Source organism: Novosphingobium sp. SG707, assembly GCF_012275515.1.
Lineage (GTDB): Bacteria > Pseudomonadota > Alphaproteobacteria > Sphingomonadales > Sphingomonadaceae > Novosphingobium.
In genome coordinates, this window is the sequence record NZ_JAAZQL010000007.1 from 185,790 (window position 1) to 209,863 (window position 24,074).

The window sequence follows — 24,074 nt, forward strand, 5'->3', positions numbered from 1 at the left end:
TTTATTCATGGCACATGAGCGCACCGCCGGGAACCCAACGCCACCCCACTAACGGGATTGCAAAGGGCCCCCGCCCTTTGCCCGCCGGAGGCATAAATCCCCCCGCTCACTTCATCCCATGCGGCACCGGCTTCTCCTCCCCATTCACCGCCCACTTCACCGCCTCCAACACCATCGTGCGGATGCGCGGATCGTCCCAACTGGCGTCCGTATGCCCGAGGCCGGAATAGAACACGCGGCCCTGCCCATAGGATTTGATCCACGCCACGGGGAAATCGCCATCTTTGCGGTGAACCATGGGCGCGGCCATGTTGACGCTGGACGTGTCGATGCGGGCCAGCACATCCACCTTGTCGCGCGAATAGGGGTTGGGCAGCATCTGGTAATGCTCGTCCTTCAGCACCATGCCGGTTTTCAACGCCTTCATCGCGGGAAATCCGGGCCGCTCAACGATGATCTTGGCGTCGGCAATCATCCATGGGTGATTGTCAAAAACCCCGCCCAGCATCTCGCCATATTCGGGCCAGTTGGTGGCCGTCGCCGTGGCGGTGTGGATGCCGATAAAGCCCTTTCCGTCCTTGGCCACGTAATCGAGCAGGTCCTGCTTCTGCTGGGGCGAGAGGGTGGTGTCGCCGTTGGTGTAGAACAGCACGGCGTCGAAATAGTCGAGGTTCTTGCCCCTCGCCTGTTTCGGCCCGCCCTTGGCATAGTCGAACTTGCCCCAGGTCTCGCCCTTGGTGATCCAGTCCATGTCGGTGCGGATGAAGGTGACATAGGCCCCGCTCTCGCGCCCGATCTGTTCGATGACCGAGACGGCATGGCTGACGGCCATATGCGCGCTCTGGTTGCCGGTCGAAAGATCGGCAATCACCAGCAGGCGCTTCTTGCCCGCATAGACATCCTGATAGCCGGGCGGCGGCGTGCGCGGCGGGCCATTGGGCGCGGCAGGCGGCGGAGTTTGGCCGGAAAGCATCAGCGCCAAACCGGCGCAGGCAGCAATACGAAGCGCGATTTTCATTGTCCGGCATCCTTGGATTTCAGCGCAAAGGCAGTGATCGTGTCCGATGTCAGCGGGCTGTCGAGGAAGGTGCCCCCCGTGGCCGCGATGGCCACATATTGCCGCCCGTCCCGCCCCGCATAGGTCATGGGCGTGGCATGGGCGGCGGCGTCCAGCTTCACCTCCCACACCATCTTGCCCGTCGCCGTGGCAAAGGCGCGGAAGCGGTTGTCATCGGTGGCGCCCACAAAGGTCAGCCCGCCCGCCGTGGTGATCGCCCCGCCCATATTGGGCCGCCCGGTCAGTTTCTTGCCCTCGGGCGCCTCGTCCGAAACGCCCAGAGGCACCTGCCAGCGGACCTTGCCCGTGGTCATGTCCACGCCCCACAGGCGCCCCCACGGCCCCTTCTGACACAGCAGGCGGGAATTGTCGGGACGAAACCGACCCGAAGGCTGGCCCCGCTCAAACGGCAGAGGCCCCTTGGACGGCACCAGTTTCGTCACCTGCCCCAGATCATGCGTGTTGACCACCAGCAGGCGCTGCGCCGGATCATAGGTCGCCCCGCCCCAATTGCCCCCGCCCAGCAGACCGGGGAAGCTGATCGTCACCTTGTCCAGATGGACCGGTGTATAGATCGGCCCCTCGACCATCTGATTGTCGGCAATCCATTTGGCACATGTATCGTGCAATTCCGGCGTCAGGTCGGTGATGTCATTCTTGATCGAAAAGCTGGTGCGCCCCAGCGCCGGGGTAACCAGCGGGAATGGCTGAGTGGGCGATGGTTTTTCGCCCGGCACATCGCTGCCCGGAACCTTGCGCTCGGCGATGGGAAAGATCGGCTTGCCCGTCTCGCGGTTCAGCACGAAAAGCAGCGCGGATTTCGAGATCACCGCCACGGCGGGCACCGTTTTGCCTTTGACCGTAGCGTCGAACAGCAGGGGTGCGGCTTCTAAGTCACCATCCCAGATGTCATGATGAACCACCTGAAAATGCCAGAGATATTTGCCCGTTTTGGCGTCCGCCGCCACCAAGGATGTGCCGAACAGATTGTCCCCGGCCCGGTCGCCGCCATAGCGGTCGAAGGTGGGCGCGCCAAAGGGCATGTACACAATGCCGCGCTTCTCATCGAGGCTGAGGAAGCCCCATGCATTGACCCCGCTGCGCCCTTCCGCGCTGCCCGGCGCCCATGTGTCATAACCCTTCTCGCCCTTGCGCGGCACGGAATGGAAGGTCCAGACCAGATGGCCATCGCGCGCGTCCCATGCGCGCACATCACCCGCTGCGCCCTTGGCCGGGAATTCCTGCACCGCGCTGCCGGTGATGATCAGGTTGCCATAGACGATGGGCGGACTGGTCATGCCGTAGAAGCGGGCGTCATTGCCGCCCAGGATCTCGGGCGTTTTCATCTCGACCACGCCGGACACGCCAAACCCTTCCGCAAAGGCCCCGGTCGCCGCGTCCAGCGCGATCAAGCGGCCATCGCGCGTGCCGAACACAATGCGCGCGGGCGTTTGCGCATCGCCCGCCCAATATTCGACGCCGCGCAAGCTCGGTTGGCCGGGGCCGGGAATGGTGGTGGCCCAGATTTCCGCGCCCGTATCGGGATTGAGCGCCACCACGCGGCCATAGGGTGTGGACACGAACATCCGCCCGTTCACCACCAGCGGCGTGACCTCGGACCCGGCAAAACGGCTGCGGCGGGCGCGGGGGCCAGCGGGAGCGCCGCCTGCGGTCATATCAGGAAGCCCCTCCGCGCGGCGCTGGGCATCCGCATTGGCGTCCGTGGTGGTCGCGAGCGTGGCCGGGCGCATGTGATAGGTCCATGCCGGAGCCAGATTGCCCGCATTGGCCGGGGTAATCTCCTTTAGCGGCGAGTGGCGCTGCCCGCCCTTGTCATGGCCATAGGTGGCCCAGTCGCCCGGCGCTTGGGCAAAGGCGACACCTGACAAGAGCGCAGTCGCGATTCCGGCGAATCCCCATCGCATCACATTCTCCCACTTTTGATTTATGAACTGGTTCGTACATAATTCTTCCCAAGGCAAGCGCTTTCGATTATGCCGAGGGCAAACAAGGGAGAGACATGCCATGGGTGGCACGATTCTGGTCCTCAACGGGCCCAACCTCAATTTGCTGGGCGAGCGCGAGCCGCATATCTATGGCCATGAAACGCTGGCCGATGTGCAGGAAATGTGTGAGGCCGAAGTGGCCGGAACCGACTATCGAATCGACTTTCGACAAACCAATGCGGAACATGAAGCGGTTGATTGGATCCAGGCCGCGCGCAAGGGCCATGCGGGCATCGTCTTCAACCCCGCCGCCTTCACCTATGCCGCCTATCCGATCCTTGACGCGCTCAAAATGGTCGATTGCCCGGTGGTCGAAGTCCACATCAGCAACATCCACCGCCGCGAGGCCGAATGGCGCAGCCACTCGATCATGACGCAGGTTGTGACGGGCATCATCTCGGGCCTTGGCGTCAATGGCTACCCCCTTGGCGTGCGCCATGTGATGTGGGCGCGGGAGCGCGCGAAATGAAGCCGACGACCAAGCGCCTTACCGTCCTTGCGCTGATCTCCACGGCGACGCTGATCAACTATCTCGACCGTTCGGTAATGGGCGTGGCCAAACCGGAACTGGTCAAGGAACTGCATATCACGCCCGAGGTGATGGGCCTGATTTTCTCTGCTTTCTCATGGACCTATGCGCTGGCGCAGATTCCGGGCGGCTATGTGCTGGACCGCCTCGGCACGCGGCTGACCTATGCGCTCTCGCTGGGCCTGTGGTCGGCGATGACGGCGCTGCACGGGCTGGCGACGGGCGTGGCGGGCCTTGTTTCCGCCCGCCTCGCGCTGGGCCTGGCCGAGGCGCCCTGCTTCCCCGCCAACAGCCGCGTCCTCTCGACATGGTTTCCCCAGAATGAGCGCGCCAAGGCGACCGGGGTTTATACCGTGGGCGAATATATCGGGCTTGGCCTGCTGATCCCGGTGCTGGGCTGGATGTTGGCCCATTATGGCTGGCGCTCGCTGTTTTTCGTGGTGGGCGCGCTGGGCATCGCCTTTGCCATCCTGTTCCACCGCCTCTATCGCGAGCCGCAGGACAGCAATGCCAATCAGGCCGAAATCGACCTGATCGCCGCTGGCGGCGGCTTTTCCGGCGGTACCGCTCCCATCGCTTTCAGCTGGGCCAATGTCCGCCGCCTGGTCACCACGCGCCAGATCGCGGGCGCCTCGATCGGCCAGTTCTGCTCCAATTCCACCCTCGTTTTCTTCCTGACATGGTTCCCGTCCTATCTGGCCGAGGAACGCGGCATGACCTTTATCAAGTCGGGCTGGCTGGTCTCGCTGCCCTATATCGCGGCGGCGGCGGGGGTGATGCTGGGCGGGGTGTTTTCCGACTGGCTGATTCGCGCCACTGGCTCGCCCACGATTGGCCGCAAGGTGCCGATCATCGCGGGCCTGCTGCTGTGCGCCAGCATGGTTTCGGCCAATTATATGGACAGCAACAATGCCGTGATCGCCGTCATGAGTCTGGCCTTTTTCGGTCAGGGCCTGGCCGGGCTTGGCTGGACGCTGCTGTCCGATGTAGCGCCCAAGGAGATGATGGGGCTGACGGCGGGCCTGTTCAACTTTTTCACCAATCTGGCTGGCATCATCACCCCGCTGGTGGTCGGCTTTGCCGTGGGCGCCACGGGCAGCTTTTATGGCGCGCTGGCCTATATCGGCGCGCTGGGGATCATCGGCACGCTGGCCTATCTGATCGTGCTTGGCCCGGTGGAGCGGGTGAAAATCGACTGAGGTCGAAAGGGCGGGTGCGCAGACCTATTGACGCCCGCCTTTCATGTATGTACCAGTTAGTTCACAAACAAGTGACAACGCCCTTGGGAGGGGACAATCATGCAATTCAAGATGCGTTTCATCGCGCAAAGCTCGGTGCTTGCCGTGGCTCTGGCCTGTGCCCATTCGGCCTATGCCCAGGAAGCCAAGCCCGACGCCGAAATCATCGTTACCGGATCGAGTATCAAGGGCGTGGCCCCGGTCGGCTCGAACCTTGTCACCGTGACCCGCACCGATCTGGAGGCGACGGGCGCCCAGACCGTGCAGCAGGTGCTGAAAACCGTCCCCTCGGTCGTCGGTCTGCAGAGCGCCGGGCAGGGCGCCTTCGGTTCGGCTGACGGTTCGGGCACCAATGCGCCCACCATCCACGGCCTTGGCGCTTCGGCCTCGAACTCGACGCTGGTGTTGATCAACGGCCACCGCCTGCCCACCAGCGGCATCAACCACGTGCTGGCCGACCCCAACATTCTGGCCCCGATGGCGCTGGAGCGGGTCGAGGTGCTGGCCGACGGCGCATCCTCGGTTTACGGTTCGGACGCGGTGGCGGGTGTCATCAACTTCATCACCCGCAAGAAGGTCAACGGCTTTGAAGCCAATGTGCAGAAGGGCTTTGCCAGCGGCTACAATTCGCTGACCGCCGGCCTGCTCTGGGGTCAGACCTATGACACGGGCAGCGTGCTGGTTTCGTACAATTATTCCGACCGTTCGAATCTTGCCGCCTCCTCGCGCGGCTATGCCAGCAGCGCTGATCTGCGCAGCCGCGGCGGCACCAATTTCACGCCCACCCGCTGCAATGACGTGACCACGGCCACGGGCTGCGATCCGGTGAAAGCCTGGGATCTGCTGCCTTCGGAAAAGCGCCATAACGTCTATGCCCAGATCACCAAGGATGTGGGCGAGAAGCTGCATCTTTATGCCGACTTCATCTATTCGAACCGCCGCAATCTCCAGAACGTGACGCGCGGCAGCGCCAGCGGCACCGTCTATGGCACCGCCTTCACCGGCACGCTGCCCGCAGGTCGCTCGATCAATCCGTTCTACAGCGGCTCGACCATGACGGCGAACTGGAACGCGGACGGCATGTTCGGCCCCGGCGCAACGATCACCGGCACGGCGGAGGACATCTCGATCCGCGCCGATGCCATCTATGACCTCTCCCCCAAGTGGCAGATCAATCTGGGCGGCGTCTATGGCTCGGACAGCTCGACGCAGGTGAACGTTGGCCAGCTTAACGCCTCGGTCTTCAACCTCGCGCTCAACGGCTTCACTTCGGCCGCGATCAACGGCGTGTCGCAATCGGTGTCGCAGGCGCTGACAACGGCCAATGCCATCGACCTGTGGGCCAATGGCACGTCGGCGGCCACCAAGGCTGCGCTGATCGACAACCGCCAGTTCCAATATGCGCGCCAGCTCATGCGCAATGCCTATCTGAAAGTCTCCGGCGATCTGTTCGACCTGCCCGCAGGCCCGGCCAAGATCGCTGTCGGCGGCGAGCTGATGGGCTATGAGATGGATCAGTACAACATCCGCGCCAACAATCTGGGCATTGCCAGCCAGGCTTCGCAGGCGTTCAACACCCATTACAACCGCAATGTCCAATCGGCCTATGGCGAGTTGTATGTGCCGATCATCAAGGACAGCTTCATCAAGCTGCTCGATCTGAACATCTCGGGCCGTTATGACCATTACAGCGATTTTGGCAGCACGACCAACCCCAAGCTGGCGATGAATTTCGAACCGGTTCGCGGCATCAAGTTCCGCGCCAACTGGGCCAAGAGCTTTGTGGCCCCGGCGCTGACCTCGATCGGGTCGAACGGCACGGGTCTGACGGGCGAATCGGGCTATTCGGGCATCGTGCCCAGCGGCATTCCGGGCGGTTCGCCCACGATCTCCATCGCCAGCTTCCCCTCGATCACTTCGGTTCCGGGCGTGACCTGCTCGGCCACGGCCTGCACCCTCGGCAGCAGCACCAATGGCGTGCTGGTGACGGGCGGCAATGGCAAGCTCCAGCCGCAAAAGGGCACCGCATGGAGCGTGGGCGTTGACCTTACCCCGGTTCAGGTGCCGGGTCTGCGCATCAGCGTGACCTATTGGAAGAACCAGCTTCGCGGCGGCATCACCGCGCCTCAGGCCCCGCTGGCGCTGGGTTCGGCGGATCTGTCCTATCTGCTGCAACTCTATCCCACCGGCGCCACCACGGCCCAGATCGCGGCGCTGGGCGCTGGCCTGCCCCAGACTGGCGTCATCACCAACCCGGTCTATTACAGCTATAATTTCCAGCAGCAGAACGCGCTGAACCTGAACGTGGCGGGTCTGGACGTTTCGGCCAATTACCGCTTCGACACGCCGGTCGGCCGCTTCAACATCGGCGCCGCCTTTACCCGCAAGCTGCAGTTCGAGCAGTATTTCGGCACCAACGGCACCAAGTTCAGCGTGCTGGGCACCTCGGGCTTCAACACCACCTTCCCCAGCGTGAAGATGGAAGGCCGCGCCAATATCGGCTATGACAAGGGCCCGCTCAGCGCCGATGTCTTTGTCAATTATCTGGGCAGCTACACCTATTGGGGCTCCTCGGTGGTCAACCCGATTGTGCGTACCAATGGCGTGCCCACCGGCGGCGGGGACTATGTGAAGCCCTTCACCACGGTCGATCTGCACCTTGCCTATACGTTCAAGAACCTGAGCGTGGTCAAGGAAGCGCAGTTCTATCTGGACGTTAACAACCTGCTCGATCAGGCGCCGCCTTTTGTGAACACCTACACCACCAATGGCGCGGTCGGCTATGATGGCCTCAACGCCAACCCGCTGGGCCGCGTTATCAATATCGGTCTGCGGACCAAATTCTGATCCTCCCCTGCCCCGCCCCGGATCCTTTCCGGGGCGGGTCTTTTTGATAGGAAATACAATGACACAGCCTGCCCCTTCCCTGCATTCTTCCCCGGTCGTGGGCATTGGCAAGGGACGGGTGCTGGCCGGGCTTCTGGGGCGTGGCATTCTGGAAAGCCGCACGCCCTGGATGCAGGAATGCGAAGCGCAGGCGCAGGGCCTGCATATGGTCTATTCCCTGCTGGATTTTTCCGACCGCGGATGGGCCGATGATGAACTGGGCGCCGCGCTCGATGCGGTGCAGCGGGTCGGCTTTGCCGGGGTCAATGTGACCTTCCCCTTCAAACAGGCCGTGGTGCCGTTGCTCGATGAACTTTCGCCGCAAGCCGCCGCGATCGGCGCGGTCAACACGGTGGCGTTTCGCGATGGGCGGCGGATTGGCTATAATACCGATGTCACCGGCTTTGCCCATGCCTTTGGCGACAGGATGGGCGGTGAAAAACTCGACCGCGTGCTGCAACTGGGCTGCGGCGGGGCGGGGTCGGCCACGGCTCATGCGCTGCTCTCCCTCAATGGCGTGGCGCATCTGGTGCTGACCGATACCGATCCAGCGCGGGCCGAGGCCCTGCGCGCTCAATTGACCGCCGCCTATGGCGAGGGACGCGCCAGCGTGGCTCCCGATGCGGCGCAGGCCGCCGCCGGCGTGGATGGGATCGTGAATGCCACCCCCATCGGCATGGCCAAGTTCCCCGGCATGCCCATCGCGGCGGAGGCTCTGCAGCCCCACCACTGGGTTTCCGAAATCATCTATTTCCCGCTCGAGACACAATTGCTGAAAACGGCAAAGGCCCTCGGGTGTCGCACCATGACCGGGCGGGGCATGGCGGTGGGTCAGGCGGTGGATGCTTTCCGCATCTTCACCGGCCTGACCCCCGACCGGCAAAGGATGTGGGACAGTTTCTCCAAATTTGAGCAAGACGCGAATTGAGGGAGGCAAGGCGATGACATTCAAGACTTCTATCGCCACTGTCTCGATCAGCGGGGCTCTCTCCGACAAGCTGCGCGCGATTGCCGAGGCGGGCTATGGCGGGGCGGAGATTTTCGAGAACGATCTGCTCTCGGCTCCCGAAAGCGCGCGGGAAATCGGCGCGTTGATGCGCGAACTGGGGGTGGAATGCACGATGTTCCAGCCCTTCCGCGATCTGGAGGGCCTGCCCGACGATATGCGCGCCCGCGCGTTCGAGCGGATGAAGCGCAAGTTTGAAGTGATGGAGCAATTGGGCACCGATCTGGTGCTGCTCTGTTCCAATTGTTCGCCCCACGCGATGGATGACCGCCAGCGGATGCTCGACGATCTCCACGAACTGGGCGAGATGGCCGCCGCCCATGGCAAGCGCGTGGGTTATGAGGCGCTGGCGTGGGGGCGCCATGTGGCTGATCACCGCGACAGTTGGGCGCTGGTTCGCGATGTGGATCACCCGGCCATCGGTCTTGTGCTGGACGGGTTCCATTCGCTGGCCCGGCGCATCCCTTCGGCCAGCATTGGCGACATCCGGCCCGAAAAGCTGTTCATTGTGCAGGTGGCCGATGCGCCCATGCTGGACATGGATTACCTCAATTGGTCGCGCCATTTCCGCTGTATGCCGGGGCAAGGCGACTTTCCGCTGGCCGAATGGGCCGCCGCGATTGCGCGCACCGGCTATGACGGCTGGTGGAGCCTTGAGATCTTCAACGACCGTTTCCGGGCCGGGTCCGCGCATCAGGTGGCGCGCGACGGGCATCGCTCGCTGCGCCTGCTGGAGGATCAGGCGACCCGTTTGCTCAAACGCCCCTCGCCCATGCCGCCGCGCATTGCGCCCAAGGGCGTGGAATTCATCGAATTTGCGGCCAGCCATGAGGAAGCCGAGGATTTCGCCCGCGTGTTCCGCGCACTGGGCTTTGCGCCCGTGGGCCAGCATCGCAACAAGGACGTGACCCGCTGGGCGCAAGGGCAGATCAACCTTGTCGTCAATTCCGAGCCGGAAGGTCTGGCGCATAGTTTCGATATGGTCCACGGCGGCTCGGTCTGCGCGATCGGTCTGACGGTGCCGGATCAGCAAGCAGCGCTTGACCGCGCGCAGGCCCTGGACATTCCCCGCTTTGCCCAGCCTGTGGGGCCGGAGGAATGGGAAATCCCCTCCCTGCGCGGCGTGGGGGGCAGCCTGCTCTATCTGGTGGATGCCGATACGCGCGAGGCCATGTGGGCCGATGAATTCCCCCGCGCGGTGGAACCGGCCTCCGCCGCGCCCCTGCTGTCCCGCGTCGATCATATTGCCCAGACGATGCAATATGAGGAAATGCTGAGCTGGCTGCTCTACTATCACGCGCTGCTGGACGTGAAGAAAACGCCCCAGCTTGAGATCGCGGACCCGATGGGGCTGGTCTATTCGCAGGCGGTCGAAACCGCCGATGGGGCTTTGCGCTTTACGCTCAATGGCTCGATGGCGGTGCAATCCCTCTCCTCGCGCTTCATTCAAGCCTATTTCGGCGCGGGCGTGCAACATATCGCCTTTGCCAGCGAGGACGTTTTTGCCGCAGCCCAGGCGGCGGCGGACGCGGGCCTGCCGATGCTGGATATCGGTCCCAATTATTACGAGGATCTGGAGGCGAAATACGCCCTCGATCCCGAACTTCTGGCACGAATGGAGCGATTGAACATCCTCTATGACCGCGACGGAGAGGCCGAATATTTCCAGTTCTACACCCGCGCCGTGGCCAAGCGCGTGTTTTTTGAGGTGGTCGAGCGGCGCGGTTATGACGGCTATGGCGCTGTCAACGCCTCGATCCGCCTCAATGCACAGGCCAAATACCGCGACCCGCTCGTCTGAAGCGGGCGCGGCCTTCCCCAATGAGGAGAGAATGTGATGAAGGGCATTGCTTTTGCCGCAAGCATGATAGCGATTGCATCAGGCGCCGCCTTGCAGGCCGCCGACAGGTCGATGCAGCCCATCGCCTCGGACCCGGTGGAAACCAGCAGCGGCCGCGTGGCGGGCACCGCGCTGGCCTCGGGCGTGCACGCTTATCTGGGCGTGCCCTTTGCGCAGGCGCCCACCGGCGATCTGCGCTGGGCGCCGCCCAAGCCTTCGCACTGGACCGGCATTTTCAACGCCGACCGCAAAGGCCCCGCCTGCATTCAGGTGCTGCGCCCGCATGACATCAACCATTATTTCGGCGAGGAAGCGACCGGCGAGGACTGCCTGACGCTCAACCTGTGGACCAATGCCAAGGCGGGCGAAAAACGCCCCGTGGTCGTCTTCATCTATGGCGGCGGCTTTACCATCGGCTCGTCCGGCATGGCCAATTATGATGGCGAGGCCATGGCCAAGGCGGGCGCAGTCTTCGTCAATTTCAACTATCGCGTGGGCGCATTGGGCTTTCTGGCCCACCCCGAACTGACCAAGGAACAGGGCGGCGCATCGGGCAATTATGGCCTGATGGATCAGACGCTTGCCCTGCAATGGGTGCGCGACAATATCGCCAAATTCGGCGGCGACCCGGACAAGGTGGTCATCATGGGTCAGTCGGCGGGCGCAGGATCGGTGGCGGCGCAGGTGCTGGCGCCCGCAGCGCGGGGGCTGTTCCGGGCGGCGGTCATGTCGTCTGGCTGCAACCTGCGCGGGGCGAAACCCACGTTGGCGGATGCGGAAAAGATCGGTCTGGCGTTTCAGGAAAAGCTGGGCGCGAAAAGCTTGAGCGAGATGCGCGCCATGGCGGCGGATCGCATTCTGGCCACGCAATCGGAATCGCAACTGGGCCTGTCGGTGTCGGGCGTGCGGATCAATGGGCCGATCGTCGATGGCCGCGTCCTGCCCCAACAGGCCGCCGATGCTGTGGCCGGCGGCAATTTCGCCAAGGTGCCGATGATCGCCTCGTTCAACGAGGATGACATGGCCTTTGGTTTTGACGCGATCACGGGCGCCAAAACCGTGGCCGACTATCAGGCGGGCGCGCAAAAGCTGTTTGGCGCCGATGCCCCGGCTTTCCTGAAACTCTATCCGGCCAAGACCGACGCCGATGTGCGCAGCGCCGCCCGCCGCGCCGCGCAGGATGCCAATCTGGCCGCCTCGGCCCGCGCCTGCGCGGTCGATACAGCGGCTCAGGGCGTCAATGTCTTTATCGACGAATATGCCCGCCGCCATCCCTATATTCCGGGCGTCAAACTGGCCGATCAGGACACGGCAACCGTGGGCGCCTATCACACCGCCGACATCCCCTATTGGTTCGGCACGCAGGACGCCTATAACTGGCAACGCCCCACCCGCCAGTGGACCGAATGGGACCGCACCCTGTCGAAACAGATGATGGAGGCGCTGCTGGCGCTGGCCAATACCGGATCGCCCGATACGCCCGCCATGCCGTGGAAACCGTGGAGCGCGAAGAATGACACGCTGGTCTGGTTTGGCGACAAGGTGGAGACGGTGAAGCTCAATGTGGCTGGACAGACCTGGCTGGCCGCGCATAAGCCTGCCGCCTCGGCCCAGCCTCCCCGCCTGTCGCGGCCGCGCGACTAAGACGGCGATTAAAGTATAAGGACATGATGGCGATGCGGATTTTGAAAATCGACCATATCAACATCCGCACGCCTCTGTTCGAGGAAACTCTGCGTTTTTACGAGGATTGCCTTGGCATGAAGCGCGGCCCGGCAGGTTCGGTCCATGGGCGGCCGCAAAACCTGTGGCTCTATGCCGATGGCGTGCCTATGATCCATGTGAACGGGCCGACCGGGGATGAGGTGGTGGCCGATATTGGCGTCAAAGGTCGCCTCGATCATTTCGCGCTTTCCTGCACCGGACTGGCGCAATGGCGCGCGCATTTGACCGCGCAGGGCGTGGAATTTCGCGAGGCGCGCCTTCAGGGACGCGAGGTGACGCAGCTCAATCTGCTCGACCCCAATGGGGTGAAGATCGAGCTGCAATTCGCGGAAATTTAGGCGCTTTCCCGCTCGATCAGGCGGAAGCCGACATCGATGCTGCGCGCCAGCGGAGGCGCACCGGTGGCATGGTGGCGGATGGCGGCAATCGCCTCGCGGGCAATGCGCGATCCGTCAATGTCCACCGTGGTGATCGTGGGCCGCATCGCCCCCGCCAGCGCCGAATTGCCAAAGCCCATCACCGCCAATTGATCAGGCACGCGCAGCCCCGCCGCCTGCGCCTCGACAATCAGGCCCTGCGCCAGATAGTCCGAGCCGCAGACCACCACATCGGGCAATTCCGCCATCCGCCGCATATCGGCAAAGATCCGCCGCGCATGGCCAAAGCGCGAGGGAATATCGACCTGTGCCTGCGCCACTTCGCCGCCGCCAAGCGCCTGCCATTCCTCGATAAAACCGTCCGAACGGATACGCGCGCGCGTCCCCTCCGCCGTCACCAGCAAGGGGCGGCGATAGCCCCGCGACTGCAGAAACCGCGCCACATCGCGGCCCACATCGCGGTGTGAGAAACCCACCGCGATCCCCGGCGGATTTTCCGGCAATTCCCAGATCTGGATGAACAGGCCGGGAAAACGCTCGACCAACTCGCGCGTCTGCGGCCCCAGCGGCGCGGTGGAAATGATCGCATCGACCCGCCGCCCCATCGCCGCCAAAATCATCTCATCGGTGCGTTCGGGCGCCACCCCGGTCAGCCCCATCATCACCGTTGTCCCCGCGCCGGCCAGTTCCTCGGCCATGGTCTGGATCGTGTCGTTGAATATCGAATCCGTCAGATGCGGGATCAGCACCGAAACCATCTTGGATTTCGACGAAGCCAGTCCGCCCGCCAGCATATTGGGAATATAGCCGGTCTGGGCAATCGCCTCGCGGATGCGTTCGGCGGTCGCGGCGGCCACCACCTTGGGATTGTTGAGATAGCGGCTGACCGTGGCGGTGGAAACCGATGCCAGCGCGGCAACATCGTCCAGCGTGGGATTGCGGGTGGAAGGCTCGTTCATGCGCTTACACTTAGCCGCGCGCACCGCCTCTCACAAGCAGGCATGATGGGTGCAAAGAGGCTCGACGCGGCACCATGCAAGCGCTATCACATAGAACAAAGCATCTGGGAGAGCACATGAAACAATCCACCAACAGCACGCTGGAACAGACCATCAGCGCCAAGGCCATCGCGCGGCTGGTGGTGCCATGCGCGCTCTATATCCTGATCGGGGCGATCGACCGCACCAATGTCGCCTTTGCCGCGCTGACCATGAACCATGATCTGGGCCTGTCGCCCGCGCAATACGGGTTTGGCGCGGGGGTTTTGTTCATCGGCTATATGCTGGCCAAATATCCCAGCGTGCTGCTTTACGAAGCCATCGGGATGCACCGCTGGCTGGCTGCGATCACGGCGATCTGGGGGATCTGTTCGGCCTCGATGGCGCTGGTCCACACCAATGGCCAGCTTTACGCGCTGCGCATCGCCATCGGTTTTGCCGAAGGGGGCCTGTCCTCCGGCCTAATGCTGTATCTCAGCCTCTGGGCCAGCGAGCGGCATCGCGCGGCCATTCTGGCGATCCCGATCATGTCGATCAATGTGGCGCAGGTGATCGGCGCGCCGGTCTCGGGCCTGCTGCTTGATTGGGCCAATCCATGGGGCATCGCGCCATGGCGGATGATGTTCATCGCCGAGGCAATCCCCGCGCTGGCGCTGGCGGTGTTTGCCTATGTCTGGTTCCCCGACACACCAGATCGCGCGCGCTGGCTGGACAGCGAGCAGCGCGCATGGATCGGCGCCAATGTGCGCGGCGCGCAAAAGGCACCCTCGGGCGGCGAGCGCTGGGCGGTGCTGCGCAGCAAGGTGGGCTGGACTTGCGCCGCCATCTGGTTCTGCATTCTGGCCAGCAATTACGGCATCATGTTCTGGCTGCCCCAGGTGGTCAAAGGCATGGGCGATCTGACCTCGACCGAGACGGGAATCATCGTCGCCCTACCCAATGCGGCCAGCGCGATTGGCCTGATCCTGAACGCCCGCCATTCCGACCGTACGGGGGAGAGGTTCCTGCATGTTGCCATCCCGGCCTTGCTGGGCGGGGTGCTGCTGGTCTGCGCATGGTGGCTGGGCGCGGGGGCGGCGGGGCTTGTGTGCCTGATCCTTGGCGGGGCCTGCACGGGATGCACGGTGGCGGCTTTCTGGGCGATCCCCACGCGGATGCTGGCGCCGCAGAGTCTGGCCATGGGCATTGTCGTCATCAACATGGCGGGCAGTCTGGCGGGCGCGACGGTGCCGCCACTGATGGGCGTTTTGAAGCAGGCGACCGGCTCGTTCCTGCCGCCGACCTTGCTGTTGCTGGGGCTGGCGATTATGTGCGCGGGGCTGGTGATGCTGGCGCGGCGACAGATGGCGCGCGCGGCATGAACGGTACTATGCTGGCGCTGGCCATGGTGGCGGCGCTGGGCTCGATGGCGATCCATATGCTGGTCCCCGCCCTGCCCCAACTGGCCAGTGATTTCGCCACCAATGCCCATGGGGCGCAACTGGCGATCAGCATCTACATGATCGGCCTTGGCGCGGCGCAACTGGTGGCCGGGCCTGCGGTGGACAGGCTGGGACGCAGGCCGATTCTGCTCTGCGGTCTGGCGCTTTATGGGCTGGGGGCGCTGGGCTGCGCGCTGGCGGGGTCCTTGCCGATGCTGCTGGCCGCGCGCGCGGTGCAGGCGGCGGGCGGCGCGGCGGGCGTGGTCACGGCGCGCGTGATGGTGGGCGATCTGTTCGGGCGGGACGAGGCCGCCGCGCGGCAGGCCACGCTGATGACCATCGTGCTGATTTCGCCTGCGCTCGCGCCGGTACTGGGCGGGTTTCTGACCGCGGTGGGCGGATGGAGGACGATACCTATGGTGCTGGCGTTGGTGGCGCTGGGGGTGCTGGCGCTGGTGGGGCCGCGATTGCCGCATGGCGCGCGTGCGGTTTCCGCCGCCAAGGCCGCGCCCGATATGCGGCGTTTGCTGGGCAATGCGCGCTTTACACTCTCCACGCTGGCCATGGCCTCGGCCAGCAGCACTTTGTATATGTTCCTTGCCTCGGCACCTTTTCTGCTGCGCGATGAAGGGCTTGATCCGCGCCAAATCGGGATCGCGCTGCTGGTCGTGGCTGCGGCCTCGATTGGCGGTACGCGGATGGTGCGGCATGTATCGCGCGGGGGCTATGGGCTGGCGATCGGGACGGGGCTGATCTTTGTCGGGGCCTGCGGGGCGGGCCTGCTGGCGGGAATGGGGCTGCATTCGCCCGCCGCGCTGTTCGGGCCGATTGTGCTGGTGGGGCTGGGCGCGGGGGTGGCGGGGCCATCGGCCATGGCCATCATCGTCTTTGCCGAGGAAAGCATGGCGGGCACCGCCACCAGCATCGCGGGCGCCACGCAAATGCTGGCCAGCGCCGGGGCCACGCTGGCGCTGGGGCTGATTGCGCCGATGTCGTCATGGCGTCTGGCGCTGGCGATGCTGACCACGGCGGCAGTCTGCGCGGGGGCGGGCTGGTGCGGATCGCGGGCGGCGAAAGCGTATGAGACAGAACAATCTTGACAGAATGCAAGCCCTTTCATAAATGTCCGGCAAAGAGATAAAGGGAGGATGCCATGATCCAGTTTCGCCGCCGCCACGCGCCCGTGTTTGCGCTTTTGCTGGCCAGCACCGCCACGCCTGTTTTGGCGCAAACCGCGCCCAAGGACACCGGATTGGCCGATATTGTGGTCACCGCCGAAAGGCGTGAGCAAAGCCTGCAACAGGTTCCCATCTCGGCCACGGTGCTGAATGCCGAGGATCTGCAACGCAAGGGCGTGGGCAATCTGGCCGATATTCAGCAGGTTGCGCCCTCGATTGCGATCAACACGGTCAACCGCTCGACCTTCGTCAACATTCGCGGCGTGGGCATTGCACAAAGCGCGCCCACCTCGAACCCCGGCGTGGCCTATTACATCGACGGCCAGTTGATCCCGCATGAGCAATTCATCGGCATGAGCTTCTATGATATCGCTTCCATCGAGGTTCTGCGCGGGCCGCAGGGCACGCTGACCGGCCAGAATTCGACCGGCGGCGCCATCTATGTCCGCACGCCCAAGCCGCAATTTGACTCGCTCTCAGCCATGGCCAATCTGACGGCGGGCAATTACGGCCGCTATCGCGCGGAAACGGCGGCCAATATCGGCGGCGAAAATGTCGCACTGCGTCTGGCCTATGTGCATGAAGAGCGCGACAGCTATACCAAAAACATCGCCGCCAATGCGCAGAGCCAGCCCGGCAATCTGAAGATGGACGCGGTGCGCGGCAATCTGCGCGTGCGCGGGATGGACGGCACGCTGGACCTCAACCTGCGCGCCGAATATTTCAATTCGCGCAGCGACAATATTGCCGTGAAAAACCGCAATGATGCGGTCACCAGCAACCCGTTCCAGATCGAGGAGGACGCACGCTCCTACCTCAACCAGCACGGCTATCGCCTGGCGATGGACGCCCGCGTCGATCTTACCGACAAGGTGCAGTTCCGCACGCTGACCTCTTGGCAGGATGGCAAGACGCTGGACCAGACCGATGGCGACCGCACCGCGACGGCCGCACCGCGCCCGCCCGCCGCCAATGTCGGCCGCGTCAGCCAGTCGAGCACCCAGTTCCAGACCTTCATTCAGGAATTCAACCTGCTCTCGACCGACAAGGGCCCGCTGCAATGGGTGTTGGGCGCGTTCTTCATGGATGAAAAGGTGCCGGTCACGCTGCTGCGCGACAACAATAACGTGCGGGATTTCGTCAGCAGCACCAGCACGATCATCACCACCGCCAAGAACACCACCTATTCCGGCTTTGGCCAGATCAACTATCATTTCAATGACAAGCTCGAACTGGTGGTCGGCGGGCGCTATAGCTGGGACAGCCAGGTCTATACCCGCTTTGCCGTGCCGGGGGCCGGTTTCACCCTGCCCTTCACCTCCTCGATCTCGACCAATCAGCTTACCGGCAAGGTGGGGGTGAATTATCATCTGGGCCGCGACGGACTGCTCTATGTCTCGGCTTCGAAGGGCTACAAGGCGGGTGGCGTCAACCTGACGCCCAACACGCCCAACTTCATGCCGGAGCGCAATTTCGTCTATGAGGCGGGCTTCAAGACCCAGTTCCTCGACCGCCATCTGCGGGTCAATGGCGATGTGTTCTATTCGGTTTACAAGGACATTCAGCTCTCCAGCCTCGTGGGCGGATTGCCCGTCACGCAAAACGCGCTGGGCGGCCATGCCAAGGGGGCCGAACTGGAAGTGACCGGCCAGTTTGGCGCTCTGGGGCTGAATATGGGTGCGGGCATTCTGGACGCGCAATTCAGCAATGCGGCCTGTATTTCCGACACCAACGCGGCCGGAACCGATGCCGGATGCCCCACCAATCTGCGCTTTGTGCCGCAGGGACGCACCCTGCCCTTCTCGCCCAAGCTGACGCTCAATGGCGGCATTCAATATGCCATCCCGCTGGGCGGCGACATCACCGCCACCCCGCGCCTGCAATGGAGCCATGTATCGAGCCAGAACGCCACGCCCTTCCCCAGCATCAACACGCTGGTGCCGGGGCGCGACCTGCTCGATGCGCGCGTGACCTTTGATTTCCACCATGGCTGGCAGGTGGAGGGTTTTGTCCAGAACCTGACGAACAAGCTCTACATCGCCTCACAGATCCAGAATTCGTCCAGCGCGGATGGCGGGATCATCTATGGCGCGCCGCGCACCTGGGGCGTGCGCCTGAAGGCCGTGTTCGGCAAATAAGCAAGAGGAAGCGGGGATCATGCGCAAGATCAGCCTGATGGTGGCCGGTGTCGCGGGGGCGGCGATCTTTGGCCAGTTGGGCGCCGCCGCGCCGGAGCGCCTTCCGGAACGCTGGTGGTCGCCGGGCGAAGGACGCGTGTTCCCCGCCAGCCTCGATTATCCCAACGATCATGGCACCCTGCGCGTGCTGGTCGATGGCGGGCCGGTGGCGACGAAGGGCCATCCTTTCTTCGAGCCGCTGGGCGCCAATGGCCGCGCCTGCGTCACCTGTCATCAGCCTGCCGATGCGATGAGCATTTCGGCGGCCACGGCGGCGGAGCGCTGGAGCAAGACAGGCGGCAAAGACCCGCTTTTCGCCGCCATCGACGGCGCCAATTGCCCCAGCCTGCCGCAGGACAAGCGCGAATCCCATTCGCTGCTGATCGAGCGCGGCCTGTTCCGCATTCAACTGCCCTGGCCGGTGCGGCAATGGAACGGGCGGCCTGTCACGCCCGACTTCACCATTGAGGTGATGCGCGACCCCAATGGTTGCAATTCGGGGCCGAATTATGGGCCGGGGGCGGGCAATATCTCAGTCTATCGGCGGGCGCGGCCGGTGGCGAATATGAAATATCTGCTCGCCGTCGGCTTTCCCTTCGATCCTAAGCAGGGTTTCGCCCTGCCTCGCGATCCTGACGATGGCTCGATGATGTCGGGCAATATCATGGCCGACAATCGCGCGGGCAATCTGCGGATGCAGATGGAGGATGCCGCGCATGGCCATCTGCAATTTGCGCGCGGGCTGAACGCCAAGCAGATCGCCCAGATCCGCGACTTTGAAATGCGCGTCTATACCGCGCAGCAGGTCAGCAAACAGGCAGGCGCTCTCGACAGTATGGGCGCCGAGGGCGGGCCGATGAAGCTGAAGAACTCGCAGCCCGGCGCGCTGGGCAGCATCGGCATCCCGGTGTGGAGCGAGTTCGCCAAATGGGAGAAGATCAGCCCCGAGGACGCCAAGGCGCTGACGCCGGAGCAACTGGCCTTCCGCCAATCAATGGCGCGCGGCGCGCGGGTGTTCCGCGACAAAATGTTCCTCATCACCGATACGGCGGGCATCAATTCGCGCATCGGCTTTGGCAATCCGGTCCGCAATTCCTGCGTTTTCTGCCACAATATGAGCCAGATGGGCAATGACGTGGCCCCCGGGCAAGTCGATCTGGGCACCACCACCATGCCCTTTGCCGACCCGTGGCGCGATCTGCCGCTGTTCCGCATAACCTGCCTCAAGGCCCCGCATCCCCATTATGGCCGCGTGATTTACACGATGGACCCCGGCTTTGCGATGACCACGGGCCGCTGCGCCGATGTGGGCAAAATCACCCTGCAATCCATGCGGGGGCTAGCCGCCCGCGCGCCCTATTTCTCCAATGGGCTGGCCAAGGATCTGCGCGGCATCGTCGATTATTACGACCGCCGCTACAACATCGGCTATACCGAGCAGGAAAAGCAGGATCTCACCAATATGATGAGTGCATTGTGATGTTTCGCTTTTTCCTCACCGCCGCCGCGCTGGTTGCTCCCTTGTCGGCGGCGGCCGCCGAAACGGTCCGCTTCATCGCCTGCCCGATCTATCGCGATGCCGACAGCGGCAAGAAATCGGGCTGCTGGCTCTCCGACGATCCGGCAACGGGCGTGCGCTATGACGTCTCGCTCAGCCCGCACAAGCCGGACTGGAACTATGCGGTGATGGTGGAGGGGATCGTAACCGCCGCCCCGACCACGCCCTGCGGCGGTGTGGTTCTGGACGCGGTGCGCACCAGTCGCTTGTATGACACGCCCTGCACGCGCCATATGCTGCCCGCAGAGGGTTTTCCGGGCCGCCGCTTCGTGCTGCCCAAGCGCAATATCACGCCCTCATCGGTGGCACGCCCGGTCCCGCCCGGTCCCTATGCAGAGCGCGTGTTTCCCGTCTATTTCGAATTCGGCAATGACTTTCTGATCTATCAATACGGCGACTATCTGATTGAACAGGCCGGCAACTGGATCAATGCCGCGCATCCCAAAAAGCTGATCGTCACCGGTTTTGCCGCCATGCAGCCCGAGGTGATTTCCGGGCGCGCCATGGCCGAACCGGCGGAATTGGCCGCCCAGCGCGCCGAGACGATTGCCGAAACGCTGCGCCGCATGATGCCGGGCATGCCGATCGAAACCGCCGCCGACACCAGCGGCAGCGCGACACAGGACAAGGACGCCGACGGCCTTTCCGACCAGTCGCGCCGCCGCGTGGAAATCAGGGCGCTGTTCTAAAACAACGCCCCAACGTCCGCGCATCCCTCCAGCGAAAGAATCGCCCGCGCGAGCCCTTGCGGATCGGCGGGCGGCACTTTCGCCCGCGCCGCGCCGTCGATGAATTTGGCCACCAGCGCCTGCTCTCCCAAGGGCCGCGCAGGACAGCCAAGGGCATCCTCCTGACGCGCGCTGATGCTGCGCCCGTCGTGCAGATGCAGCGTCAGATGTCCGCCAGCGCCATGCCAGTTTGCCTCCTCCAGAACGCGCGGCGACACTTTTGCCGCCATGGCCAGCACCGCCGGATCGGCCAGCGATGCCGCATCGAAATCATCCAGCCCCACATCCCCGCGCACCAAAGCCAGCGCCAGCGTAAAAGGAATGGAGAATTTCGCATCAATCGCCGTGGCGGCGGCCTGTTTGCGCGCCAAGGGCTCGCACAGCATGGCCTGGATCGTATCCACGCCCACCTCGATGCGCGCGATATCGCCGGGCGCGACCTGCATCGCCCGCGCCATCTCGATCATCGCATGGGTGCCCCGGCATGAAGGCCAGCGCTTGAAAGTCAGCGCCTCGATCCAGAACCTCTGCCCTAACCCGCCGAGCAGATCGCCCGCATCATACCGCCCCCCGGCATAGAGCGCATAAAAGCCCCCCTTGCCCTCCAAAGGCTGCTCAAACCCGGCGACACCCTCCCGCGCCAGCAAGGCGGACAGCACTGCCGCCTGCGCCGGAAAACCTTCGCGCACGGCGCGGATCACGGTGCCCTGCGAATGTTTGATCTCACCGGGCATCACGTTCTGACACAGCATCAACGAGAGAGCATCGCGCACTTGGGCCGCCGAAAGGCCCAGCAGGGAAGCCGCCCCCGCCACCGCGCCAAACCCGGCCAGAATCGGCGGTGGATACCAACCGCCCACCTCCATCCTTTGGCGCAACGCCATCGCCATCCGGCACCCGACATCGCAACCCACCGCCAGCGCGGTCAGGAAACGCCGCCCATCGACGCCCCCCTCGGCCTGCGCCAAGGCCAGCAACGCGGGAACAAGGCTGGCATTGGGATGGATCGGCGCGCCGTCCAGCGCATCCTCGTAATCGAGCGCGTGAGCCATCGCTCCATTGGCCAATGCAGCCATCGGCGCGGCAGCAGTCATCCCCGAGCCAAGGATGCGGCAAGGGCCATCCCCCGCCGCCACGCGGACGAAAGGCTCCACCTCGCCCGCCATGCCGCTGGCCCCCAGCATGACGCCCAAAGCATCCAGCAGCACCCAGCGCGCGGAACGCACCGTTGCAGGCGGCAAATCGTCAAACCGGCAATCCGCGACAAAGGCGGAAAGCCGGTCCGACAATGCTTTATCGCACGACATAAAAGTCGATAATCACGGAATCAGGCGTGCGAATGCCCCGCGCGACAAAGGCCGAGCGCGCCAGCCATTCCTGCGGCCCCGCCTTCACATCAAAGCGCGGCGTGGTGCGGAAATAATAGGCGGAAGGGTCCACCTTCTCGCCCTTGGCCAGTTTCTCGGTCACTTCCGGGCTGGCCACGCGCACGCCGGGGTTGGTGATCTCGATCACCGTGCCGTCCGCGCTTTTCATAAAATAGCGCGCCTCGACCTTGGTCAGGCCACCGGGCATGATTGTCTGCCAATCGCCGCCGCCGGGCATGATCGTGCCCTTCAACATCGGCCCATCGACCGTGCCGCCGGTGATGGCGATAAAGCGCTTGCGGCCACCAGCTACCTCGCCCTGTTCAACCGGAGCGGCAAGGGTGATGCGCGCGGTAAACGCATAATCGAGCGTTGGCGCGGGCGCGGCGGGCGCCTGAGCCAGCGCGGGCGAAGCGGCGAGCGCAAGGCCCGCCGCAATCAGACCCTTGCCCATCAGATGGGGAAATGCCCGTCCTGGGTTTCGACGGTGATCCAGCGCGTTTCGGTGAAGCTGTCGATGCCCTGACGTCCGCCGAAGCGGCCATAGCCCGAGGCGCCGACGCCGCCGAAGGGCATCTGCGCCTCGTCATGGACGGTCGCGCCGTTGACGTGGCAGATGCCGCTCTTGATCTGCTTGGCAAGGCGCAGGCCCTTGGCGATGTCCTTGGTGAAGACCGCAGCCGACAGGCCATATTCGGTGTCATTGGCCAGCTCGATCGCATGCGCCTCATCACGCGCGCGGATGAGGCCGACGACGGGACCAAAGCTCTCGTCGCGGAACAGCTTCATGTCCGGCGTCACCTTGTCCACCAGATGCGCGGGCATGACGACGTTGAGCGTGGTTTCCCCGCCGGTCAGCAAGGCTGCGCCCTTGGCCACGGCATCGTCCACCAGCGAAAGGCAATGCGCCACCGTCTTGGCATCAACCACCCCGCCCAGCGGCGTGTTGCCCAGACGCGGATCACCGGCAGTCAAAGTCTTGACCTTGGCGGCGAATTTCTCGGCAAAGGCATCCGCCACGGCATCCACCACGATGATCCGCTCGGTGCTCATGCAGATCTGGCCCTGGTTCATATAGGCCCCGAAAGCGGCCGCCTTGACCGCCTCGTCAAGGTCCGCGTCCGCGCAGATCACCAAAGGCGCCTTGCCGCCCAGTTCGAGCAGGCAGGGCTTGAGATGCTCGGCCGCGCGCTTGGCGATGATGCGGCCAACGGCGGTGCTGCCGGTAAAATTGATACGCTTGACCTCGGGCGCGTCGATCAGCGCGCCCACGACATCGGCGGCGTCCGCAGGCGCATTGGTCACAACATTGACCACGCCTTCGGGGAAACCGGCCTCGGCAAAGGCCTCGATAATCAGCGCATGGGTGCGCGGGCATTGCTCGCTGGCCTTCAGGATCACCGCATTGCCGCAGGCCAAGGGCGTGGCAATCGCGCGCACGCCAAGGATGATCGGCGCATTCCACGGCGCAATGCCCAGGATCACGCCCACCGGTTCGCGCAGCGCCATGGCAAGGCAGCCGGGCTTGTCGGAGGGGATCACTTCGCCCGAAATCTGGGTGGTCAGGCTGGCCGCTTCGCGCACCATGCTGACGGCAAGGCCAAGGTTGAACATCGCCCAACCGGCGGTTGCGCCGATCTCGCCCATCATCGCGGCGACGAACTCATCCTTCTTGGCCGCCAGGGCATCGGCCGCCTTTTGCAGCACCGCGCGGCGGGCATTCGGGCCCATGGCGCCCCAAGCAGGCTGGGCCGCAGCAGCACGCGCCGCGATTCCCGCCATCTCGCCCGCCTGCATCGCCACCGCCGACGAGGCAACTTCGCCCGTCACTGGGTTCAATCTCGTGAATTCCATGCGCTCAGCCTTTCAAAAGCATCCTGACATTCTGCTATTATTGATAGCAATATTATATCTATCCGCGCGGTGCAAGCACCCAGCCGCCATCCAACACGGAAAAAAGTGATTTTGCCATGCAAACCTGGC

18 protein-coding genes are annotated in these 24,074 nt (G+C 63.9%); 12 read left to right on the top strand and 6 right to left on the bottom strand.

Annotation, left to right across the window (positions count from 1 at the left end; all coding sequences use genetic code 11):
* Positions 1-106 precede the first annotated feature (106 nt).
* Together FHW92_RS19160 and FHW92_RS19165 are read right to left on the bottom strand one after the other, a co-directional pair.
* Entirely contained in the window at positions 107-1,018 is a 912-nt protein-coding gene (locus tag FHW92_RS19160; protein WP_168604877.1) for a ThuA domain-containing protein, read from the bottom strand.
* Complete coding sequence (locus FHW92_RS19165; protein ID WP_168604878.1) at positions 1,015-2,982, bottom strand: pyrroloquinoline quinone-dependent dehydrogenase; 1,968 nt, start codon at positions 2,980-2,982, stop codon at positions 1,015-1,017. The genes FHW92_RS19160 and FHW92_RS19165 overlap by 4 nt, the downstream gene beginning before the upstream one ends.
* Positions 2,983-3,082: 100 nt before the next feature.
* Between FHW92_RS19165 and FHW92_RS19170 the strand changes: the two genes are divergently transcribed.
* From FHW92_RS19170 to FHW92_RS19200, 7 genes are all read left to right on the top strand, one after another.
* A complete protein-coding gene (locus FHW92_RS19170) occupies positions 3,083-3,532 on the top strand; it encodes a type II 3-dehydroquinate dehydratase (protein WP_168604879.1) in 450 nt (149 codons plus the stop codon).
* On the top strand, positions 3,529-4,791 hold the full coding sequence (locus tag FHW92_RS19175; protein ID WP_168604880.1) for an MFS transporter: 1,263 nt from the start codon (positions 3,529-3,531) through the stop codon (positions 4,789-4,791). The genes FHW92_RS19170 and FHW92_RS19175 overlap by 4 nt, the downstream gene beginning before the upstream one ends.
* A gap of 99 nt (positions 4,792-4,890) precedes the next feature.
* Positions 4,891-7,677, top strand: coding sequence for a TonB-dependent receptor (locus FHW92_RS19180; protein ID WP_168604881.1), 2,787 nt, complete (start codon positions 4,891-4,893; stop codon positions 7,675-7,677).
* Between the two features lie 58 nt (positions 7,678-7,735).
* Complete coding sequence (locus FHW92_RS19185; protein ID WP_168604882.1) at positions 7,736-8,644, top strand: shikimate dehydrogenase; 909 nt, start codon at positions 7,736-7,738, stop codon at positions 8,642-8,644.
* A 13-nt stretch (positions 8,645-8,657) separates the two neighbouring features.
* Positions 8,658-10,523 carry a sugar phosphate isomerase/epimerase and 4-hydroxyphenylpyruvate domain-containing protein gene (locus FHW92_RS19190; protein WP_168604883.1) on the top strand — a complete coding sequence of 622 codons (1,866 nt, stop codon included), beginning with the start codon at positions 8,658-8,660 and terminating at the stop codon, positions 10,521-10,523.
* Positions 10,524-10,559: 36 nt separating this feature from the next.
* On the top strand, positions 10,560-12,206 hold the full coding sequence (locus tag FHW92_RS19195) for a carboxylesterase family protein (protein WP_168604884.1): 1,647 nt from the start codon (positions 10,560-10,562) through the stop codon (positions 12,204-12,206).
* A gap of 32 nt (positions 12,207-12,238) precedes the next feature.
* Positions 12,239-12,625, top strand: coding sequence for a VOC family protein (locus tag FHW92_RS19200; protein WP_168604885.1), 387 nt, complete (start codon positions 12,239-12,241; stop codon positions 12,623-12,625).
* Here FHW92_RS19200 and FHW92_RS19205 read toward each other — a convergent pair.
* A complete protein-coding gene (locus FHW92_RS19205; RefSeq protein ID WP_168604886.1) occupies positions 12,622-13,623 on the bottom strand; it encodes a LacI family DNA-binding transcriptional regulator in 1,002 nt (333 codons plus the stop codon). The two genes, FHW92_RS19200 and FHW92_RS19205, sit on opposite strands and share 4 nt — an antisense overlap.
* A 116-nt stretch (positions 13,624-13,739) precedes the next feature.
* On the opposite strand from FHW92_RS19205, the gene FHW92_RS19210 reads away from it, so the two are divergent.
* The 5 genes from FHW92_RS19210 to FHW92_RS19230 are packed head-to-tail and all read left to right on the top strand — an operon-like array spanning position 13,740 to position 20,685.
* Positions 13,740-15,023, top strand: a complete 1,284-nt coding sequence (locus FHW92_RS19210; RefSeq protein ID WP_168604887.1) for an MFS transporter — start codon at positions 13,740-13,742, stop codon at positions 15,021-15,023.
* Positions 15,020-16,183 carry an MFS transporter gene (locus FHW92_RS19215; RefSeq protein ID WP_168604888.1) on the top strand — a complete coding sequence of 388 codons (1,164 nt, stop codon included), beginning with the start codon at positions 15,020-15,022 and terminating at the stop codon, positions 16,181-16,183. The genes FHW92_RS19210 and FHW92_RS19215 overlap by 4 nt, the downstream gene beginning before the upstream one ends.
* A gap of 53 nt (positions 16,184-16,236) precedes the next feature.
* The gene (locus FHW92_RS19220) at positions 16,237-18,399 is read left to right on the top strand and encodes a TonB-dependent receptor (RefSeq protein ID WP_168604889.1); all 2,163 of its coding nucleotides are present in this window, start codon (positions 16,237-16,239) and stop codon (positions 18,397-18,399) included.
* A 19-nt stretch (positions 18,400-18,418) separates the two neighbouring features.
* On the top strand, positions 18,419-19,918 hold the full coding sequence (locus FHW92_RS19225; RefSeq protein ID WP_246870281.1) for a hypothetical protein: 1,500 nt from the start codon (positions 18,419-18,421) through the stop codon (positions 19,916-19,918).
* Positions 19,918-20,685: a hypothetical protein gene (locus tag FHW92_RS19230; protein WP_168604890.1), complete on the top strand. Its 768-nt coding sequence runs from the start codon at positions 19,918-19,920 to the stop codon at positions 20,683-20,685. The genes FHW92_RS19225 and FHW92_RS19230 overlap by 1 nt, the downstream gene beginning before the upstream one ends.
* Here the strand turns inward: FHW92_RS19230 and FHW92_RS19235 are convergent.
* From FHW92_RS19235 to FHW92_RS19245, 3 genes are read right to left on the bottom strand one after another with little or no spacing between them, the layout of a single operon-like run.
* The gene (locus FHW92_RS19235) at positions 20,682-22,031 is read right to left on the bottom strand and encodes an MmgE/PrpD family protein (protein WP_168604891.1); all 1,350 of its coding nucleotides are present in this window, start codon (positions 22,029-22,031) and stop codon (positions 20,682-20,684) included. The genes FHW92_RS19230 and FHW92_RS19235 overlap by 4 nt on opposite strands.
* On the bottom strand, positions 22,018-22,545 hold the full coding sequence (locus FHW92_RS19240) for a DUF3237 domain-containing protein (protein WP_168604892.1): 528 nt from the start codon (positions 22,543-22,545) through the stop codon (positions 22,018-22,020). Before FHW92_RS19240 ends, FHW92_RS19235 begins: the two co-directional genes overlap by 14 nt.
* Positions 22,545-23,945 (bottom strand): aldehyde dehydrogenase, encoded by a 1,401-nt coding sequence (locus tag FHW92_RS19245; RefSeq protein ID WP_168604893.1) that lies wholly within the window; start codon positions 23,943-23,945, stop codon positions 22,545-22,547. Before FHW92_RS19245 ends, FHW92_RS19240 begins: the two co-directional genes overlap by 1 nt.
* Positions 23,946-24,074: the final 129 nt, after the last annotated feature.

Coding starts and splice junctions, on each gene's coding strand:
- FHW92_RS19160 (WP_168604877.1), bottom strand. CDS start 1,018: ATGAAAATCGCGCTTCGTATTGCTGCCTGCGCCGGTTTGGCGCTGATG.
- FHW92_RS19165 (WP_168604878.1), bottom strand. CDS start 2,982: ATGCGATGGGGATTCGCCGGAATCGCGACTGCGCTCTTGTCAGGTGTC.
- FHW92_RS19170 (WP_168604879.1), top strand. CDS start 3,083: ATGGGTGGCACGATTCTGGTCCTCAACGGGCCCAACCTCAATTTGCTG.
- FHW92_RS19175 (WP_168604880.1), top strand. CDS start 3,529: ATGAAGCCGACGACCAAGCGCCTTACCGTCCTTGCGCTGATCTCCACG.
- FHW92_RS19180 (WP_168604881.1), top strand. CDS start 4,891: ATGCAATTCAAGATGCGTTTCATCGCGCAAAGCTCGGTGCTTGCCGTG.
- FHW92_RS19185 (WP_168604882.1), top strand. CDS start 7,736: ATGACACAGCCTGCCCCTTCCCTGCATTCTTCCCCGGTCGTGGGCATT.
- FHW92_RS19190 (WP_168604883.1), top strand. CDS start 8,658: ATGACATTCAAGACTTCTATCGCCACTGTCTCGATCAGCGGGGCTCTC.
- FHW92_RS19195 (WP_168604884.1), top strand. CDS start 10,560: ATGAAGGGCATTGCTTTTGCCGCAAGCATGATAGCGATTGCATCAGGC.
- FHW92_RS19200 (WP_168604885.1), top strand. CDS start 12,239: ATGCGGATTTTGAAAATCGACCATATCAACATCCGCACGCCTCTGTTC.
- FHW92_RS19205 (WP_168604886.1), bottom strand. CDS start 13,623: ATGAACGAGCCTTCCACCCGCAATCCCACGCTGGACGATGTTGCCGCG.
- FHW92_RS19210 (WP_168604887.1), top strand. CDS start 13,740: ATGAAACAATCCACCAACAGCACGCTGGAACAGACCATCAGCGCCAAG.
- FHW92_RS19215 (WP_168604888.1), top strand. CDS start 15,020: ATGAACGGTACTATGCTGGCGCTGGCCATGGTGGCGGCGCTGGGCTCG.
- FHW92_RS19220 (WP_168604889.1), top strand. CDS start 16,237: ATGATCCAGTTTCGCCGCCGCCACGCGCCCGTGTTTGCGCTTTTGCTG.
- FHW92_RS19225 (WP_246870281.1), top strand. CDS start 18,419: ATGCGCAAGATCAGCCTGATGGTGGCCGGTGTCGCGGGGGCGGCGATC.
- FHW92_RS19230 (WP_168604890.1), top strand. CDS start 19,918: ATGTTTCGCTTTTTCCTCACCGCCGCCGCGCTGGTTGCTCCCTTGTCG.
- FHW92_RS19235 (WP_168604891.1), bottom strand. CDS start 22,031: ATGTCGTGCGATAAAGCATTGTCGGACCGGCTTTCCGCCTTTGTCGCG.
- FHW92_RS19240 (WP_168604892.1), bottom strand. CDS start 22,545: ATGGGCAAGGGTCTGATTGCGGCGGGCCTTGCGCTCGCCGCTTCGCCC.
- FHW92_RS19245 (WP_168604893.1), bottom strand. CDS start 23,945: ATGGAATTCACGAGATTGAACCCAGTGACGGGCGAAGTTGCCTCGTCG.